Source organism: Novosphingobium sp. ES2-1, assembly GCF_015169775.1.
Lineage (GTDB): Bacteria > Pseudomonadota > Alphaproteobacteria > Sphingomonadales > Sphingomonadaceae > Novosphingobium > Novosphingobium subterraneum.
Genome location: NZ_CP063445.1, coordinates 2109314 through 2125559, shown reverse-complemented (window position 1 = coordinate 2125559; position 16246 = coordinate 2109314). Strand labels below are relative to the sequence as shown.

15 protein-coding genes are annotated in these 16246 nt (G+C 62.9%); 6 read left to right on the top strand and 9 right to left on the bottom strand.

What is annotated here, in order from left to right:
* Positions 1 to 72 precede the first annotated feature (72 nt).
* The 4 genes from fabD to IM701_RS10235 all read left to right on the top strand — a co-directional run bounded on the left by fabD (position 73) and on the right by IM701_RS10235 (position 4732).
* Positions 73 to 1008, top strand: a complete 936-nt coding sequence (fabD, locus tag IM701_RS10250; RefSeq protein ID WP_193826893.1) for an ACP S-malonyltransferase — start codon at positions 73 to 75, stop codon at positions 1006 to 1008.
* A 4-nt stretch (positions 1009 to 1012) separates the two neighbouring features.
* Positions 1013 to 1777 (top strand): 3-oxoacyl-[acyl-carrier-protein] reductase, encoded by a 765-nt coding sequence (gene fabG / locus IM701_RS10245; protein ID WP_039334779.1) that lies wholly within the window; start codon positions 1013 to 1015, stop codon positions 1775 to 1777.
* Between the two features lie 202 nt (positions 1778 to 1979).
* Complete coding sequence (dnaN, locus tag IM701_RS10240) at positions 1980 to 3107, top strand: DNA polymerase III subunit beta (protein ID WP_062343443.1); 1128 nt, start codon at positions 1980 to 1982, stop codon at positions 3105 to 3107.
* Positions 3108 to 3286: 179 nt separating this feature from the next.
* Entirely contained in the window at positions 3287 to 4732 is a 1446-nt protein-coding gene (locus IM701_RS10235) for a globin-coupled sensor protein (RefSeq protein WP_193826892.1), read from the top strand.
* Positions 4733 to 4787: 55 nt separating this feature from the next.
* Here IM701_RS10235 and IM701_RS10230 read toward each other — a convergent pair whose 3' ends face one another.
* The 3 genes from IM701_RS10230 to IM701_RS10220 all read right to left on the bottom strand — a co-directional run bounded on the left by IM701_RS10230 (position 4788) and on the right by IM701_RS10220 (position 8860).
* Positions 4788 to 6536: an amidohydrolase family protein gene (locus IM701_RS10230; protein WP_193826891.1), complete on the bottom strand. Its 1749-nt coding sequence runs from the start codon at positions 6534 to 6536 to the stop codon at positions 4788 to 4790.
* A gap of 113 nt (positions 6537 to 6649) precedes the next feature.
* Entirely contained in the window at positions 6650 to 7960 is a 1311-nt protein-coding gene (locus IM701_RS10225) for an FAD-dependent oxidoreductase (protein WP_193826890.1), read from the bottom strand.
* Between the two features lie 81 nt (positions 7961 to 8041).
* On the bottom strand, positions 8042 to 8860 hold the full coding sequence (locus IM701_RS10220; protein ID WP_230487662.1) for an alpha/beta fold hydrolase: 819 nt from the start codon (positions 8858 to 8860) through the stop codon (positions 8042 to 8044).
* Between the two features lie 109 nt (positions 8861 to 8969).
* On the opposite strand from IM701_RS10220, the gene IM701_RS10215 reads away from it, so the two are divergent.
* Entirely contained in the window at positions 8970 to 11648 is a 2679-nt protein-coding gene (locus tag IM701_RS10215; protein ID WP_193826889.1) for an EAL domain-containing protein, read from the top strand.
* 4 nt (positions 11649 to 11652) lie between these two features.
* Here IM701_RS10215 and rlmN read toward each other — a convergent pair whose 3' ends face one another.
* Complete coding sequence (rlmN, locus tag IM701_RS10210) at positions 11653 to 12951, bottom strand: 23S rRNA (adenine(2503)-C(2))-methyltransferase RlmN (protein WP_193826888.1); 1299 nt, start codon at positions 12949 to 12951, stop codon at positions 11653 to 11655.
* Between the two features lie 238 nt (positions 12952 to 13189).
* Between rlmN and IM701_RS10205 the strand changes: the two genes are divergently transcribed.
* Positions 13190 to 13861, top strand: a complete 672-nt coding sequence (locus tag IM701_RS10205; protein WP_062342626.1) for an outer membrane protein — start codon at positions 13190 to 13192, stop codon at positions 13859 to 13861.
* A gap of 53 nt (positions 13862 to 13914) precedes the next feature.
* Here IM701_RS10205 and IM701_RS10200 read toward each other — a convergent pair whose 3' ends face one another.
* The 5 genes from IM701_RS10200 to IM701_RS10180 form a co-directional block, all read right to left on the bottom strand.
* The gene (locus IM701_RS10200) at positions 13915 to 14397 is read right to left on the bottom strand and encodes a hypothetical protein (protein ID WP_193826887.1); all 483 of its coding nucleotides are present in this window, start codon (positions 14395 to 14397) and stop codon (positions 13915 to 13917) included.
* Positions 14394 to 14573, bottom strand: coding sequence for a DUF4169 family protein (locus IM701_RS10195; protein WP_193826886.1), 180 nt, complete (start codon positions 14571 to 14573; stop codon positions 14394 to 14396). The genes IM701_RS10200 and IM701_RS10195 overlap by 4 nt, the downstream gene beginning before the upstream one ends.
* Positions 14573 to 15202 carry a phosphoglycerate mutase family protein gene (locus IM701_RS10190; RefSeq protein WP_193826885.1) on the bottom strand — a complete coding sequence of 210 codons (630 nt, stop codon included), beginning with the start codon at positions 15200 to 15202 and terminating at the stop codon, positions 14573 to 14575. Before IM701_RS10190 ends, IM701_RS10195 begins: the two co-directional genes overlap by 1 nt.
* Before the next feature lie 16 nt (positions 15203 to 15218).
* Positions 15219 to 15704 carry a transcription elongation factor GreB gene (gene greB, locus IM701_RS10185; protein WP_039334807.1) on the bottom strand — a complete coding sequence of 162 codons (486 nt, stop codon included), beginning with the start codon at positions 15702 to 15704 and terminating at the stop codon, positions 15219 to 15221.
* Between the two features lie 185 nt (positions 15705 to 15889).
* Positions 15890 to 16201: a hypothetical protein gene (locus IM701_RS10180; RefSeq protein WP_193826884.1), complete on the bottom strand. Its 312-nt coding sequence runs from the start codon at positions 16199 to 16201 to the stop codon at positions 15890 to 15892.
* Between the last annotated feature and the right edge of the window lie 45 nt (positions 16202 to 16246).

The following is a 16246-nucleotide window of genomic DNA, read 5'->3' as shown; positions in this document are numbered from 1 at the left end:
AGAACGGCGGCAATAGGGCGCGCGCCACAGTAGTGACGGCAACCAATTCGGGCGCGATTGAGGAGAGTTGCAATGCGAGCTTTCGTTTTTCCGGGGCAGGGCAGCCAGAAGGTCGGCATGGGCCTCGAACTCGCCGAAGCCAGCGCCGTGGCGCGCGAAGTGTTCGAGGAAGTTGACGACGCGCTTGGCCAGAAGCTTTTCCAGAACATGAAGGAAGGCCCGGAAGACGCTCTGACCCTTACCGAAAACGCCCAGCCCGCGATCATGGCCAACGCGATCGCCGTGCTGCGCGTGCTGGAGCGTGAAGGTGGCATCACCTTGGCCGAGAAGGCCGATTTCGTGGCCGGGCACAGCCTTGGCGAATACACTGCGCTTTGCGCTGCGGGCGCATTCAGCCTTGCCGATACCGCACGCTTGCTGAAGCTGCGCGGCCAGTCGATGCAGGCTGCGGTACCTGTCGGACAGGGCGCGATGTGCGCGTTGCTGGGGGCCGACATCGAGAAGGCGACTGCCTTGGCTGAAGCTGCAGCCGAAGGAGAAGTCTGCACTGTCGCCAACGACAATGATCCGACGCAGGTCGTGCTTTCCGGCCACAAGGCGGCGATTGAGCGCGCGGTGGCGATGGTCAAGGATCATGGCATCAAGCGCGGCGTGCTGCTGCCGGTGTCCGCGCCGTTCCACTGCCCGCTGATGCAGCCTGCGGCCGATGCCATGGCCGAGGCGTTCGAGAAGACTCCGCCGTCCGCGCTGCGCGTCGCGCTTTTCGCCAATGTCACCGCCGCAGTGGTGACCGATCCTGCGGAAGTGAAGCGTCTTCTGGTCGAACAGGTCACCGGCCGCGTCCGCTGGCGCGAAAGCGCGATGGCGATGAAGGATGCGGGTGTGGAGCAGTTCGTCGAACTTGGCGGCAAGGTCCTTGGGCCCATGATCAACCGCTCGGTCGCCGATGTGTCCGTCACCAGCGTCATCGGCATGGCCGACATCGAAGCCATCCTCAAGGAGCTCTGAGCCCATGGAAAATCGTCTTTTTGACCTTAGCGGCATGACCGCCCTCGTCACCGGCGCTGCCGGAGGCATCGGCTCCTCGATCTGCCATGCACTGGCAAAGCAGGGTGCCCGCATCGCCCTGTCGGGCACCAATCCCGCCAAGCTGCGCGCCTTCCGCGAGGAACTGAACGACACATACGGTCATGACCACGTCGAGATCACCTGCGATCTTTCGAACACCGAGCAGGTCGAGCATCTCGTCCCGGCGGCGATGGACACGCTGGGCAAGCTCGACATTCTGGTGAACAACGCCGGCATCACCCGTGACAACCTGGCCATGCGGATGAAGGACGAGGAATGGGACGCGGTCATCCGCGTCAACCTCGAAGCCGCGTTCCGCCTGATGCGCGCCGCGACCAAGCCGATGATGAAGGCCCGCTTCGGCCGCATCGTCACCATCACCAGCGTTGTCGGTGCGACCGGCAATCCCGGCCAGGTCAACTATGCAGCGGCCAAGGCCGGACTGGTCGGCATGTCCAAGTCGCTGGGTCAGGAACTCGCCAGCCGTGGGGTGACTGTGAACTGCGTCGCGCCCGGTTTCATCCGCACGGCGATGACCGATGTGCTGCCCGATGGCCAGAAGGACGCGCTCAACGCCCGCATCCCGATGGGGCGCATGGGCGAGGGTTCGGACATCGGCGCTGCCGTCGCCTATCTCGCCTCGAAGGAGGCGGGCTACGTCACCGGCCAGACGCTGCACGTCAATGGCGGCATGGCGATGATGTCGTAATGCTCTCCTGAGCCCCGCCACAGGCTGATTCTGGCGGTTTTATCCCCAACTTAGGGGACAAGGGCGGGGCCGGTGCTTGCCGAGTCCCGCCTCTGCGTTAAGACAGGTAGTCCGAACCAAACGCCGGGGAGCGTGATTCCCCGGTTCAGCCATATTCACGGGGCAGGGCCATCCGGCCGCTCCCGGGGGGATCGAGACGAGAATGAAGGCGACGATCGAACGCGCGACGCTCCTGCGCTGCCTGTCCCACGTCCAGTCGGTGGTCGAGCGCCGGAACACGATTCCGATCCTGTCCAACGTGCTGATCGAGGCCGCGCCCGACAACACGGTCCGTCTGATGGCGACCGACCTCGATCTCCAGATCGTCGAGACCATGGCTGCCGTCTCGGTCGAGAGCCCGGGGGCCATTACCGTTTCGGCGCACCTGCTGTTCGATATCGCGCGCAAGTTGCCGGATGGCTCGCAGGTCAGCCTTGAGACGTCGGACAATCGCATGATCGTGAAGGCTGGCCGCAGCCGCTTCCAACTGCCGACGCTGCCGCGCGATGATTTCCCGGTGATCGTCGAGGGTGACTTGCCCACCAGCTTCGAAGTTCCCGCGCGCACGCTGGCCGAACTGATCGACCGCACCCGCTTTGCGATCTCGACCGAAGAGACGCGCTATTACCTCAACGGTATCTTCCTCCACGTTTCGGACGATGCGCAGCCCGTGCTCAAGGCCGCCGCCACCGATGGCCACCGCCTTGCCCGCTTCACCATCGCTCGCCCCGAAGGCGCAGAGGGCATGCCCGACGTGATCGTGCCGCGCAAATGCGTGGGCGAGCTGCGCAAGCTGCTGGAAGAAGTGCTCGATTCGGCCGTGCTGATCGACCTTTCCGCCAGCAAGGTCCGCTTCACCCTTGGCGGTGAAAACGGCGTAGTGCTCACCAGCAAGCTGATCGACGGCACCTTCCCGGATTATAGCCGAGTCATCCCGACCGGCAACGACAAGCTGCTCAAGCTTGATCCGCGCTCGTTCTTCGAAGGCGTCGATCGCGTGGCGACGATCGCCACCGAGAAGACCCGCGCCGTGAAGATGGCCTTGGAGAATGACCGCGTGACGCTTTCGGTCACCAGTCCGGACAACGGCACTGCTGCCGAAGAACTCCCGGCAAGCTATGCTGCCTCCGGCTTCGAGATCGGCTTCAACGCCAATTATCTGAAGGACATCCTCAGCCAGATCGACGGCGACACGGTCGAACTGCACCTTGCCGATGCCGGAGCGCCGACGCTCATCCGCCGCGATGATAAGTCACCTGCGCTTTATGTGCTGATGCCGATGCGCGTCTGATGCTACTACGGTCCGTGCGATGCACGGACCGGCGGCCGGCACCGGTCTGATCACCATCGTTACAAGACACGATGTTGGGTTAACGAAAGTAAGTTTTGCCTCTGGTAGTGCCACTGTAGTGCCAATTACCGTATTTGAATTGCAAGGTAGAATAGCGTGCTCGAACAGGAGTATCGAGCATGCAGAGTTCCCACGATCCCCAGGCGGTGGCCAAGAAGCTGGCTTTCTTTAACATCGGCAGCGAGGATCTGGCCCGCTTCCCTGAGATCGCATCGGCGTTGCGCAAGCACGCACCGCCTGCACTGGACAATCTTTACGACCAGATTTCCGCAACCCCGGAGACATCCCGCTTCTTCGGTTCGCGCGCTGCGATGAACCATGCTCGCGACAAGCAGATCGAGCATTGGGCCGGGATGTTTGGCGGCTCTGTCGACAAAGCCTATTTCGACAGCGCGGAGCGGATTGGCAACGTGCATGCCCGGATCGGACTTGAGCCGGGCTGGTATATTGGCGCCTATGCCTCCGTGCTCGAGAACATCGTAAACAAGATGTTCACAGGCTTCACGGCAATCTTCCGTCGGCGGCAGGTGGCCAAGTCTGTCGGTTCCATGATCAAGATGGCGCTGCTGGACATGGAGGTGGCGCTTTCGACGTACTTCAAGGCCGAGGAAGCTGCGCGAGTTGCGGTCATCGACGAAGTGAGCGCAACCTTGCGCGCGATGGCGGAAGGTGATTTTGCCACTCCGGTGCCGGATTTGCCAACCGCGTTTGCGGAACTGCAGAAGCATCTCGACGGCATGCGGGTCCAGGTTTCAGGCGTGTTGCGCAACGTGGCCGACACATCCGGCTCGGTTGACGTCGGGGCCAAGCAGATCCGCCAGGCTTCCGACGATCTGGCGCGCCGTACCGAACAGCAGGCGGCGAGCCTGGAGGAAGCATCGGCGGCGGTCACTGCGCTGGCCTCAACCGTCAATACGACGGCAGGCGATGCGGCGCACATGCACGATTCGGTGCAGCAGGCGCATGTCGAGGCGATGCGCGGCGGCGAAGTCGTCAGCGAAGCGGTCCAGGCCATGAACGATATTCACAATTCGGCGCAGGAGATCGGCAAGATCATTTCTGTCATCGATGGCATCGCGTTCCAGACAAACCTGCTTGCGTTGAACGCGGGCGTAGAGGCGGCCCGTGCCGGAGATGCTGGCCGGGGGTTCGCGGTCGTGGCCACCGAGGTTCGCGCGCTGGCGCAGCGCACTGCAGACGCCGCCCGGGATATCAAGCACCTGATAACGGCCAGTTCGACGCAGGTAGAGCGCGGGGTGAGCCTTGTGGGGCAGACCGGGGATACCTTTGCCCTTATCGTGGAGCAGGTCGGCCATGTCGCCCAGCTTGCCAGCAGCATCGCCGCGATGGCGCAGGATCAGGCTGGCAGCATTGGCCAGGTTCGCGAGACCGTGCGTGAGATGGACACCATGACCCAGCAAAACGCTGCGATGGTCGAGGAAGCCACGGCAGCGGCACGAAGCCTTGCGGGCGAGGCCAACCGCCTGTCTTCGCTGGTTTCGCAATTCAGGCTTGAGGGCAACTTCGGCCATTCTGCGAATGCAACGTTCCGCAACGCTGCCTGAATTAACGTGAAAGCCGGCAGGCCCGCCCCCGAATGAAGGGGCGGGCCTGCTTGCGTCATTCTGCTGCTTCGAGCAGATCCGCCCGCTGCGGGCCGCGGATCAGCACGCCCGGCGTCGCCCCGGTCCATTCTCCCTTGCGGAACGTCACCTTGCCGCCCTTGATGGTGTAGTCATACCCCTCGGCTTTCTGAAGCAGGCGCTTGCCGCCCGCAGGCAGGTCAAACGCCAACCAAGGCTTGAGCAACTTGATGTTGTCGAAGTCGATGATGTTGATATCGGCCAGGTATCCCGGTGCCAATATGCCGCGATCGTCCAGCCCGTAGAGCCTCGCCGTGTCGTGGCACTGGCGCTTCACGGCATGTTCCAGGCTGATCCTGCCGCCACGCTGGCGATCCCGGACCCAATGCTGTAGCATGAACGTCGGACTGGCCGCGTCGCAGATCGTTCCGCAATGCGCTCCGCCATCGGAGAGCGAGTTCACGGTATCTTCGGATGCTTGCAATGCCTCCAGGAAATCGAGGTTGCCATCGGCGTAATTCAGGATCGGCAGGTAGATGAAGCCGGTTCCGTCATTCTCCATCAGCTTGTCGTAAGCATAGGCGTCCGGCGCAACGCCTGCCGACTTTGCACGGGCGAGCACGCTGGCTTCGGCCTGCGGCTCGTAATCGAAGCCGTCGTCCATGATGAATTGGTTGTGCCAGCCTTGCGAGATCATCATCAGCAGGCCGATGATGTCGCTTTCCGGGTACTCGTTTGCTTCGGACAGGACTTTCTCGCGGAAGGCCGGGTCCTTGAGGTGGGCGAGTTGCTCTTTCCATGGCAGGTCGGCAATCGCCACATAGCTTGGCCGGAAGCGGAAGGGGTGGATCGTGCCCTGCCAGGCCATGATCACGCCGTTTCCGCGCAGAGCGATCTGGGCGACGATGTTTGCCCCTTGCGCGTTCTGGCGGCGCATTTCCGCAATCTGTTCCTCGAGCGGCATTTCCTTGGCGATGGACTGCAGCGCCGCATAGGTGACGGGCAGCCCGGTCTCACGGCTGAGCGCCCCCATCCAGCCGAATTCATCCCATTCGCGGCGCATGTCGGAAGCCATTTCGAACACGCCATGGCCAACACGGCCCATCGCGCGCCCGATCTCGATCAGCTCTTCCGCCGTGGCCGTGGTGCCGGGGACCACTTCACCGTCGACCGACTTGTGGATCACCGTGCGGCTGGTCGAAAAGCCGAGCGCGCCGGCACGGACACCTTCCTCGACGATCTCTGCCATCTTGCGGATGTCGTCCTCGGTCGGGATTGCACCCGGTTTCTCGCGATCACCCAGCACATATGCGCGTACCGCCCCGTGCGGCACGTGCGTGCCGATATCGACCGCGCGCGGCATCTTCTCCAGCGCATCGAGGTACTCGGGGAAAGTCTCCCAGTCCCAGGTCATGCCCTCGGCCAGCGCAGTGCCCGGAATGTCTTCCACGCCTTCCATCAGGCCGATCAGCCAATCGTGGCGATCAGGCGCGGCGGGGGCGAAGCCGACGCCGCAGTTGCCCATGACCACGGTGGTCACACCATGCCAGGAAGAAGGCGCCATTTCGGCGTCCCAAGTCGCCTGACCATCGTAGTGCGTGTGTACGTCCACCCACCCCGGCGCAACGACACGGCCGGTGGCATCGATCTCCTCGGCAGCATCGCCGCGCACAGTGCCGACGGCGGCAATGAGGCCATTCTTCACGGCAACGTCGCCGGTAAAGCGCGGCGCGCCGGTTCCGTCGACGATCGTTCCATTGCGGATGATCAGGTCATAGGCTGGCATAAGCTGGCTCCTTCTCCCCGCGCAGGCCGACTCAAGCTGGTCGCCTGTCGCGTTAACCGGGCGATTAAGTCAGAGGTTTGCCCGACGGTCAACTATGCGGGCGGAGCGTTGCATCAATCATGGCCGCTGGCCCTAATCATCTCTTCGACGTCCACGAATTTCTCGCGCGGAGCATCGTCCCGTGCGCGCAACGTTTCGGCTTCCTCAATCTTCTTCCAGTCGTCGAAGCTGACCACGTCCAGCTTGCGGGCCGCTGCGAGGGCATCGAAGCCAACGCGCCCGGTCTTGCGTTGGCTCTGGGGAAAGTCCTCAGCGATCATTTCGACGATGCCGAAGCCATCCGGACGGTTGGTACCGATCGTGCCCGAAGGCCCCCGCCGCGCCCAGCCCGCGCAATAAAGGCCGGGGAGGATGCGCCCTTCGTCATTGGCAAAGCGGCCGGCGCGATCATCGAAGGGCACGCCTTCGATCGGCGAAGTCTGGTAGCCGATGCACGAGATCACCAGGTTCGCCGGTATCTCGTAGAACTCGCCTGTGCCGACCGCGCGGCCCGCCTCGATACGCGTGCGCTCAACGGAAATCGCCTGCACCTGGCCTTCGCCCATCAGCCCCCGGGGCGAGGCGAAGAAATCGAATTCCACCTCCAGCGGAAGGTCGGCGCGATGGCTTTCCGGGATGGCCGCGAAAGAGCGCAAATGTGTCACGGACTTGCGGATGCCCGGTTCAAGCAGCGCGTCTTCCACTTCTTCGGGCAAGTCGCGCGGATCCACCCACGGGGCGGTTCGGGAAAGGTGGCCAAGCTCACCCAGTTCCTTGGGCGTCATCATGATCTGGTGAGGTCCGCGCCGCCCGAGAATGACAATTCGCTTGATCTTCGAGGCCATCAGCCGTTCAAGCGCGTGCGCCACGATGTCGCTTCCGGCAAACTCCTCGCGCGTCTTGGAAAGGATGCGCGTCACGTCGAGTGCGACGTTGCCCATGCCGATGACTACGGCGGTGTGGCCGGACAAATCGGGATCGAGCGCGGCGAATTCCGGGTGGCCATTGTACCATCCGACAAAGGCCGCGCTGCCGAAGACGTTTTTCAGATGGTCGCCCGGAACGCCGATGTCCTTGTCACGTGGCGCGCCAGTGGCAAGCACGACCGCGTCGTACAGGCCCTGCAGTTCGGCAATCGAGACGTCCTGGCCAACCTTGACGTTACCGACGAAGCGCACGTTGTCGGCAAGCGCGGTCTGTTCATAGCGCCGGGTTACGCCCTTGATCGACTGGTGATCCGGCGCGACCCCGAAGCGAATGAGGCCGTAGGGCACCGGCAGCATGTCGAAGATGTCGATGCGGACGTCATCGCCCCACTGCTTTTGCGCGGCTTCCGCGGTGTAGTACCCGGCCGGTCCCGAACCGACGATCGCGATATGCCGCATGGCCTCTCCTCAGCCTTTCGAGTCTTTCTTCGATGCTATCGTCAAGACAGCAAAAGGAAAGCGGGCCAGCGAGGTTCACGATCAGCCGCGGTGGATATCCTCGTCCAGGAAGGCGCGCAGCTTTTCGATGAAGCGGTCACGCTGGGACAGCATGAACAGGTGACCACCGCCGTGGAACATCTCGATCCGGCTGTGGGGAATGGCATTGTGAAGGAAATGGGCATTAGAGGCCGGAACCAGCTGGTCCTCCTCGTCGGCCATGATCATCACCGGCATGGACAGAAGCGGCAGGAACGGCACGCTGCTCCATGTCGCAAACGCCATCATCTGATATGAGAAGCCAAGCGGCGAGGGCGCCTTGGCCGCATTGAGCGAGACCTTTCCGCTGCCCCCACCATTATAGATCGAGGCGAGGTTTCGGCGCAGTGTCCGCTCTACCGTGTACTCACGTGGATCGGACAGGTGGGCGAGCATGGAGCTATTGCCGGGCACCATGGTCGCGCCGCCGGATGCCGTGGCCGCAAGAACGATCCGCCCGGTCCGTGCGCGGTGCTGGAAGGCGAATTGCTGGGTCAGCGCGCCGCCCCAACTGATCCCGAGGATATCGACCTGTTCGATGCCCAGAAGATCGAGCAGCGACGCCGTGGTTAGCGCCATGCTCGGAATCGTATAGGGCAGTACTGGATCGGGCGAGCCACCGATGCCCGGCATGTCGAAGCAGATCACCTCGCGCTCTGGCAGCGCCCGGGCGACGGGGGCAAGCAGTTCGAGGTTCATGCCGATACCGTTGAGCATGAGCAGAGGGCGAAATTGGCCTCTTCCGGCCCCTTCGTGCCAGCGCGCAATGTTGAGACGACGTCCGGCAACGCCGATCTTTGATTGTTTCGGTGTACTGTTCACTATGACCCCACGCTACAGCCGCTGACTAGCACCTTCGCACTCGCAGCAAAAGTACACGAATGCGGATCGCTTAACGCTTTCTCAAAGCACCGTCGTGCAAACACGCGGCATGCCGGGAGACGCTGAAACTCAACCAAACAGGCAAACTGCCACGCGCGACTTCGCGCGTACGCGCCGGCGCGAGCGTCCTGTCGTCCCGGCAGCGCCCGAAGCAGGGGCCAGTTTTCTGTTTGGCAGCGATTCGGCGAACCGCCTGATAGCGCCGGAATGGCCGCAAATGGCCTATGTCATGCTGGTGCTTCCGCTGCTGGTTGCCGGTTTCAACCTGGTAATCCCGAACCCGCTTGCAGCACTCTTGGCGGTTGTCGCCGCTATTGCGGCGCACCTTTCGAAGCTCGCGGTGCGCCGTGAAGCGCAAAGCGAGATGGAGACCGGGCAGCGGATGGCGCTGATGGGCGTGGCAGTTGCCTTGCCCATGTTTCTGTTTGGCTCTGCCATGGGCGTCTGGGGCACTTCGGGTCAGATCGATTGGTTCTACTGCCTCGTCGCAGTGGCAACTGTTTCGTTGCTGGCGACAGTGGTGCTCTCGGGCCGGTTGGTGGGCGTACTGGCGGCTCAGATCTCCGTGTGGTCGGGTGTCACCTGCGTAGCCAGCACGTTCGGCGGCTACTTCTCTTTGCTGGTAGGTGTTGCGATTGCCGTCGCAGCCTACCTGCACCAGCGCAAGATCGACCTGCTGCTTCGCGAGAAGCTGGAGAACGACCAGCGCGCTTCCACCCGCGCACAGGAAATTCTTTCCGATTATGAAGAGACGGGGCAGGGCTGGTTCTGGGAAACTGATCGTCGTGGTCAGCTGACATATCTTTCCACACCCGTTGCCGAGATTCTCGGTCGCAAGGTCGACGATCTGATCGGCCGTCCCTTTGCCGAGCTGTTCAACCTGTCCGAGCAATCGGGCGAAGGCGAACGTACGCTGGCCTTTCACCTCTCCGCGCGATCCAGCTTCGGCGAACTTGCGGTGCGGGCAGCGACAGCGGAAGAGGAACGCTGGTGGTCGATTACCGGCCGGCCGACCTACGACACGTTCAACAACTTCACCGGTTTCCGCGGCTCGGGCACGGACCTTACCGAAAAGCGTCGTTCGCAGGAGCATGCTTCGCGGTTGGCGCACTTTGATTCGCTGACAGGCTTGTCCAACCGCTTCCGCATGTCGCAGACGCTGGAGAAGATCCTTCTCGCTCCGCAACTGCATCAGCGCGCCTGCACGGTCTTCCTGCTCGACCTTGATCGCTTCAAGCAGGTGAACGATACGCTAGGCCATCCCGCCGGCGATGCGCTGCTCAAGCAGGTCGCGCAGCGTCTGGAGCGGGTCGTGGGCAAGATGGGCCGTGTCGGCCGCCTCGGTGGCGATGAATTCCAGGTGATTTTGCCTGGCAAGATCGAGCGCGAGCAACTTGGCCATCTGGCCCAGCGCATCATCGAGAGCCTGTCGCAACCGTACTCAATCGAGGGCAGCCGCGTGATGATCGGCGCCTCGGTCGGCATCGCGCTGGCGCCGGACGATGGCGTGACCAGCGAGGCGCTGATCCGCAATGCCGACCTGGCGCTTTATGCAGCCAAGGATGGCGGTCGCGGACGGTTCCACTTCTATGCGCCGGACCTGCACAGCGATGCCGAAGAGCGCCGCCAGATGGAAGAAGACCTGCGCGATGCGGTCTCGAATGGTGGTCTTGAGCTTTACTATCAGCCAGTCGTGCAGACAGCGACCGAGAAGATTACCGGATTCGAGGCGCTGCTGCGCTGGAACCATCCCGAGCACGGCTGGATCAGCCCGAGCCGGTTCATACCCATCGCAGAAGATACCGGTCTGATTGCGCCGATTGGCGAGTGGGCGCTGCGCACCGCTTGTCAGGACTTGGCGCGCTGGCCCGATAACGTGCGCGTAGCCGTAAACGTGTCACCGCTACAGTTCGCCAATCCGTCGCTTCCAGTGATCGTCACCAACGCGCTGGCAAGTTCGCAGGTGGCAGCAGAACGCCTCGAACTGGAGATCACCGAAAGCGTGTTCCTCAATGACGACGAGGGCACCGACCAGATGTTCAAGTCGTTGAAAGCCATCGGCGTGCGCCTGGCGCTGGACGATTTCGGCACAGGCTATTCCTCGCTCGGCTACTTGCGGTCTGCGCCGTTCGACAAGATCAAGATCGACCAGAGCTTCGTGCGCGGCGCGACGCAACCCGGCAGCCGCAACGGCGCGATCATCGCCTCGATCGTCAGCCTTGCCGAGGCACTGGGCATGGAAACGACGGCCGAAGGTGTCGAGACGCTGGACGAACTGGATCTGGTCCGCATGCTCGGCTGCAGCCACGTGCAGGGCTATATCTACGAGCGTCCGCTGTCGGCGATGAACGCCGCTGCCCGTCTTTCGACCGGCCTCATGGCTATCGCGCAAGGGCCACGTTCCGCGCGCGCCGCGCGCCAGTCCATGCTGCGCAAGGTCGTGCTCGATCACGGCGGCCATCGCTACAACGCGATGGTCCGCAATATCAGCCAGACCGGGGCGCTGATCGAAGGCTTGTGGAACGTGCCTCCGGGAACGATCTTCCGGGTGCTGTTGGCAGAGAACCACGTGGTTACGGCAACCTGCCGCTGGTCAAGCGATGACCGCATGGGCGTGGAATTCTCCATGCCGCTGCGGCTCGACGAGGGCGGGCGCATCGCTGCCGTATCGGGCATTCCGCCGGTCAGAAACGAGCCCGAACCGGTCGTTCAGCGCAAGGTGGGATGACTGCTCAACCGAGCGCGGCCATCTTCTCTTCAGCAAGACGGTCGAGTTCGGCGCGGCTCTTCTTCTCCGCTGCCGTCTTCAACTGCCCGCAAGCTGCGTCGATGTCGCGCCCGCGTGGCGTGCGCACCGGTGCGCTGATCCCTGCTTCGAACACGATGTTCGCGAAGCTTTTGATCCGCTCCGGGCTGGAGCACTCGTAGGGTGCGCCGGGCCAGGGGTTGAAAGGGATCAGGTTGACCTTGGCCGGCAACTTGTACTGACGGATCAGGCGCACCAGTTCGCGCGCGTCATCGTCGCTGTCGTTCTTGTCCTTGAGCATCACGTACTCGAAGGTGATGCGGCGGGCGTTCGAAGCGCCGGGATAGTCGGAGCAGGCCTGCAGCAGTTCGTTGATGCCGTACTTGCGGTTGATCGGCACGATCTCGTCGCGCACGTCCTTGGTCACCGCGTGGAGAGAGACCGCGAGGTTCACCCCGATCTCCTCGCCGCAGCGCTCCATCATCGGCACGACGCCGCTGGTCGAGAGCGTGATGCGACGCTTCGACAGGGCAAGCCCGTCACCGTCCATGACCAGCTTGAGCGCATCGCGCACATTGTCGAAATTGTAGAGCGGCTCCCCCATGCCCATCATCACGATGTTCGTCAGCAGGCGACCATCGGGGGTGTAGGCGCTGGCAGCTTCCTCGTCCTCATCGTCGAAGTCGAGCCCCGCCATCGTACCGCCAGCCTTGGGCCATTCGCCCAGCGCATCGCGCGCGAGCATGACCTGGCCGACGATCTCGCCCGGTGTCAGGTTGCGCACCAGGCGCATCGTGCCAGTGTGGCAGAAGCGGCAGTTGAGCGTGCAGCCGACCTGGCTCGAAACGCAAAGCGTGCCGCGATCCGCATCGGGGATGAACACCATCTCGAAATCGTGCTTGTCTGCCGTGCGCAGCAGCCACTTGCGCGTGCCATCGGTCGAAACCTGCGCCTCGACAATATCGGGGCGGCCGATGACGAAGCGCTCCGCCAGCCATGGACGCATCGTCTTGGCGATGTCGGTCATCGCTTCGAAGTCGGTCACGCCGCGATGATAAAGCCAGTGAAACACCTGCTTCGCGCGCAGCTTGGCCGCCTTGGCATCAAGACCCGCGGCTTCGAATAGCGAGGCGATCTGCTTCTTCGGCAGGCCGATGAGGTCCACCCGTCCATCCTCGCGCGGCGTCACCTCGCGCGGCACCGGAACGGGATCAACGTGCCCGGCGATGGGCATGTTGGCGGGAAGCGAGGGGCTGGGATCGATCTGGCTCTGCATCGCGCGCATATAGTGATTCGAGGCCCCGGGCGCAAACCGAAGGCTCGCGCGAACGCCTTGGGGGCGTCGGTGTTCCAGTATTTCATCGCCCGTGTGCTGCACTTCATCGAATTTTATGTGTCTGAAATGTCACGGTTTCCTGTTGTGTGAGGTTCAGGAAACCGGATGCAGTTCCACTCATTCCACCGGTCACTGTCGGGTCGCAACGACAACAGGACCGGCAGGAAGTTTTCGAATGGAGTGAGACATGAAGAAGATCTGCGCAATTCTCGCCGCCGGCACCGCCATCGCCGCCGCCCCTGCGTACGCGCAGGACGCTACCCCTGCCGAGGCGTTCAGCGGCTTCCGCGCTGAAGCTCTCGTCGGCTACGACCACAACCGCTCGGGCAGCACTGAGGACGTCGACGGCGACCGTGATCTGAAGCAGTCGATCGACGGCGTCGAATACGGTGCCGCCATCGGTTACGATATCCCGCTAGGCACCAACCTGGTCGCCGGCGCCGAAGCCGAAATCACCGACAGCAGCGCCAGCTGGGACAACAATAACGACCAGCCGAACGTGTTCAATCTTGGCCGCGTCGAAGCCGGTCGCCAGTACTATGTCGGCGCCCGTCTTGGTTACGCGATGAGCCCGAGCACCATGGTCTACGTCAAGGGTGGTTACAGCAACGCCCGTTACAACCTGCAGGGCACGAACGGCACGACCAATCTGCGCCAGCGCCTCGACACCGATGGCTATCGCGTCGGCGCGGGCGTCGAGCAGAACATCGGTACCAACGCCTTCGTGAAGCTCGAATACAAGTACGCCAACTACAGCGAAGGCGAATTCGACTTCAACGGCGACACGCCGGACTCGAGCCGCTTCAACATCGACACCGACCGTCACTCGGTGACTGCTGGCGTCGGCATCCGCTTCTAAGCGTCAAGCTTGAAGACAAAGGGAAGGGCGGGCCGCCAAGGCTCGCCCTTTTCCTATCCGGCACACCCCAACGCCGCGGCATCCATGGCAGAGGCTGCACCGCCAAGCGTGTATACATCGCGGAACTTCCGTCCGTCTGCCCCTTGCGCCGTCACCACCACGCGCGGCGCGCTGCGCAAGGCGGCTACGATCCCGGCGTTGGCGCGCTGGTCCATCGGCCAGGCATCGGCCTGTCCCGCCTGCAGCGTGAAGTTGGCTTCGGGAAACGAGACGTTGACCGACGACCCCGGCGCCAGGCGCCTTGCAAGGCGCAAATGCACTGCACCGCGAATGCCGCGCTTGGGCCAGTAGCCCACGGTGAAGTAGGGCTGGAAAGTCTGCTCCCGCCCGTTGACCTTCTCCGCCATGGCAATCGCATAACAGCGCGGCACACCCGGATCGCGAAACGCGCCCCAAGTGCCGAACACGCCCAAGCTGTCGCGCGCGACGGCGGTCCCGCCAAGCACCAGTGCTGCCAGAACCAGCAGCCGCCTCACGGCTCCTCCCGTTTCGCGCCATCGAGCTGTCTTGCTGCTCGTTCCGCTTCTTGCGCCTCGCGCGGCTTTTCGCCCTTGGTCCGCCCGAACTTGGCCCGGTTGGCCTGCGCCTCAACCTCGCGCGAAACCCGCGCCTTGGCCTTGCGCGCTGCTCGGAGATTGACGACATCGCCCATCAGGCGTGCTCGATCCCGCGTTCCGAGCCGAACAGGACCGATTCTTCGCCGTCCTGGATCAGCGCAATTGAACCTTGCACGAGCGACGGCGCAATTGGTGCGCCGTGAAGGGGATGCACCGGATAGCCCGCCATGATCCCGCGCAACACGCGGCTGGAGATGCCGTGCATCACGACGATGTGATCGCCGCTCTCGGCGGTCAACCCCTCGAGCCAGCGGTTCAGCCGCGCCGCAATCATCGGGTAGTCCTCGCCATCGGGCGCCGGACGCAGCAGGTGGTCTTCGATCACGATCGGGCCGACCTCGTCCTCGACATCACTGTAGGATCGGCCGCACCACGATCCCATGTCGATCTCCTTGAGATCCATCGTCCGCTGCCCGGCGAACCAGTCTAGCCCCAGTTCCTCGGCAATCAGCGCCGCCGTCTGCAAGGCGCGCCCGGTGTCGGAGATATGCAGCGTCACTTGTGGTCGCTCGCCCAGTTCGGCCCGCAGCGCGCAGCCCATCGCCACCGCCTGCTCGAAGCCCTGCCGCGTAAGCGGCGTGTGGATGTGGTTCGCCTGCAGCCGACGCGTCGCATTATAGACCGTCTCGCCGTGGCGCATGATGTAGAAGCGACCCCGTTTCATGGGAACGCTCATAGCGCTAGGCTTCGGGATAGGAAACGCTCATGATTTCCCACTCCTTCTCGCCCGAAGGCAACCGCACGACGCGCAAATCCCCGACCCGCGCCCCGCGCAAGGCCTTGGCAATCGGCGCGCTCCAGCCGATCAGCCCCTTCGAAGCATCCTGCTCGTCATCGCCGACCAAGGTCAGCACCTTGCGGTTGTCATCCTCGTCCGCAATCTCGACGCAGGCCCCGAACAGCACCCGCGACCGATCTTCCTGCCGCGCGGGATCAACCACCCGCGCCGCCTTCATGCGCCGCGCGAGGAACGCCAGCTCCCGATCAATCTCCCGCATCCGCTTGCGCCCATAGAGATAATCACCGTTCTCGCTACGGTCGCCATTGCCCGCAGCCCAAGAGACGATCTCGACAATGGCCGGGCGCTCTGTGCCGAGCAGATGATCGTAACGCGCGCGCAGGGCGGCAAATCCGGCGGGGGTAATGGGATGACCGTCAGGTTTCATGAGATGGCTTTAGGGTTGGGCGGAACGGCAGGGCAAGTGTCGAGTTTGCCGCAAACTTCCGCCTCCTCTATCCGTCATCCCGGGCTTGACCCGGGATCCCGCTTCTTTTTTCACGCGCTCGCCAGAAGAAAGCGGGACCCCGGATTAAGTCCGGGGTGACGATGAGTTGGGTATTTGTCTAGAATTTAGCACCTGTTGCGGATGTAATGCTTCACTGCCGGTGAAAAGTGTCTTGTCAAATGCCCTTCACGATCGATCGCGGGGAGGTGTTCCAGAAAGCACGTGCCAATGGCGTTCTCGAGACTGTCATCGATAGCGATGCATTCCTCGATCAACCGCGCAAGCCATTGAAGCTGTGCAGGATTGGCGGAAGCCGCAACAAAGTAAGATGAAAATTCAAACATAACCGTGTGGAGTGTGCAATCTCCATCGAGATAGTTCTCTTGAGTTTCGTCATCCCAGAAGTCGCTGAAAATCTCCGTCAGGGCGGATGCCAAGCCAAATGGTTGCGTAATAGCGCTACGTGACGGTGGGTTAGGTCG

Excerpts from the sequence above, each read along its gene's own strand:
- fabD (WP_193826893.1), top strand. The coding sequence starts at position 73 with ATGCGAGCTTTCGTTTTTCCGGGGCAGGGCAGCCAGAAGGTCGGCATG.
- fabG (WP_039334779.1), top strand. The coding sequence starts at position 1,013 with ATGGAAAATCGTCTTTTTGACCTTAGCGGCATGACCGCCCTCGTCACC.
- dnaN (WP_062343443.1), top strand. The coding sequence starts at position 1,980 with ATGAAGGCGACGATCGAACGCGCGACGCTCCTGCGCTGCCTGTCCCAC.
- IM701_RS10235 (WP_193826892.1), top strand. The coding sequence starts at position 3,287 with ATGCAGAGTTCCCACGATCCCCAGGCGGTGGCCAAGAAGCTGGCTTTC.
- IM701_RS10230 (WP_193826891.1), bottom strand. The coding sequence starts at position 6,536 with ATGCCAGCCTATGACCTGATCATCCGCAATGGAACGATCGTCGACGGA.
- IM701_RS10225 (WP_193826890.1), bottom strand. The coding sequence starts at position 7,960 with ATGCGGCATATCGCGATCGTCGGTTCGGGACCGGCCGGGTACTACACC.
- IM701_RS10215 (WP_193826889.1), top strand. The coding sequence starts at position 8,970 with ATGCCGGGAGACGCTGAAACTCAACCAAACAGGCAAACTGCCACGCGC.
- rlmN (WP_193826888.1), bottom strand. The coding sequence starts at position 12,951 with ATGCGCGCGATGCAGAGCCAGATCGATCCCAGCCCCTCGCTTCCCGCC.
- IM701_RS10205 (WP_062342626.1), top strand. The coding sequence starts at position 13,190 with ATGAAGAAGATCTGCGCAATTCTCGCCGCCGGCACCGCCATCGCCGCC.
- IM701_RS10195 (WP_193826886.1), bottom strand. The coding sequence starts at position 14,573 with ATGGGCGATGTCGTCAATCTCCGAGCAGCGCGCAAGGCCAAGGCGCGG.
- IM701_RS10190 (WP_193826885.1), bottom strand. The coding sequence starts at position 15,202 with ATGAAACGGGGTCGCTTCTACATCATGCGCCACGGCGAGACGGTCTAT.
- greB (WP_039334807.1), bottom strand. The coding sequence starts at position 15,704 with ATGAAACCTGACGGTCATCCCATTACCCCCGCCGGATTTGCCGCCCTG.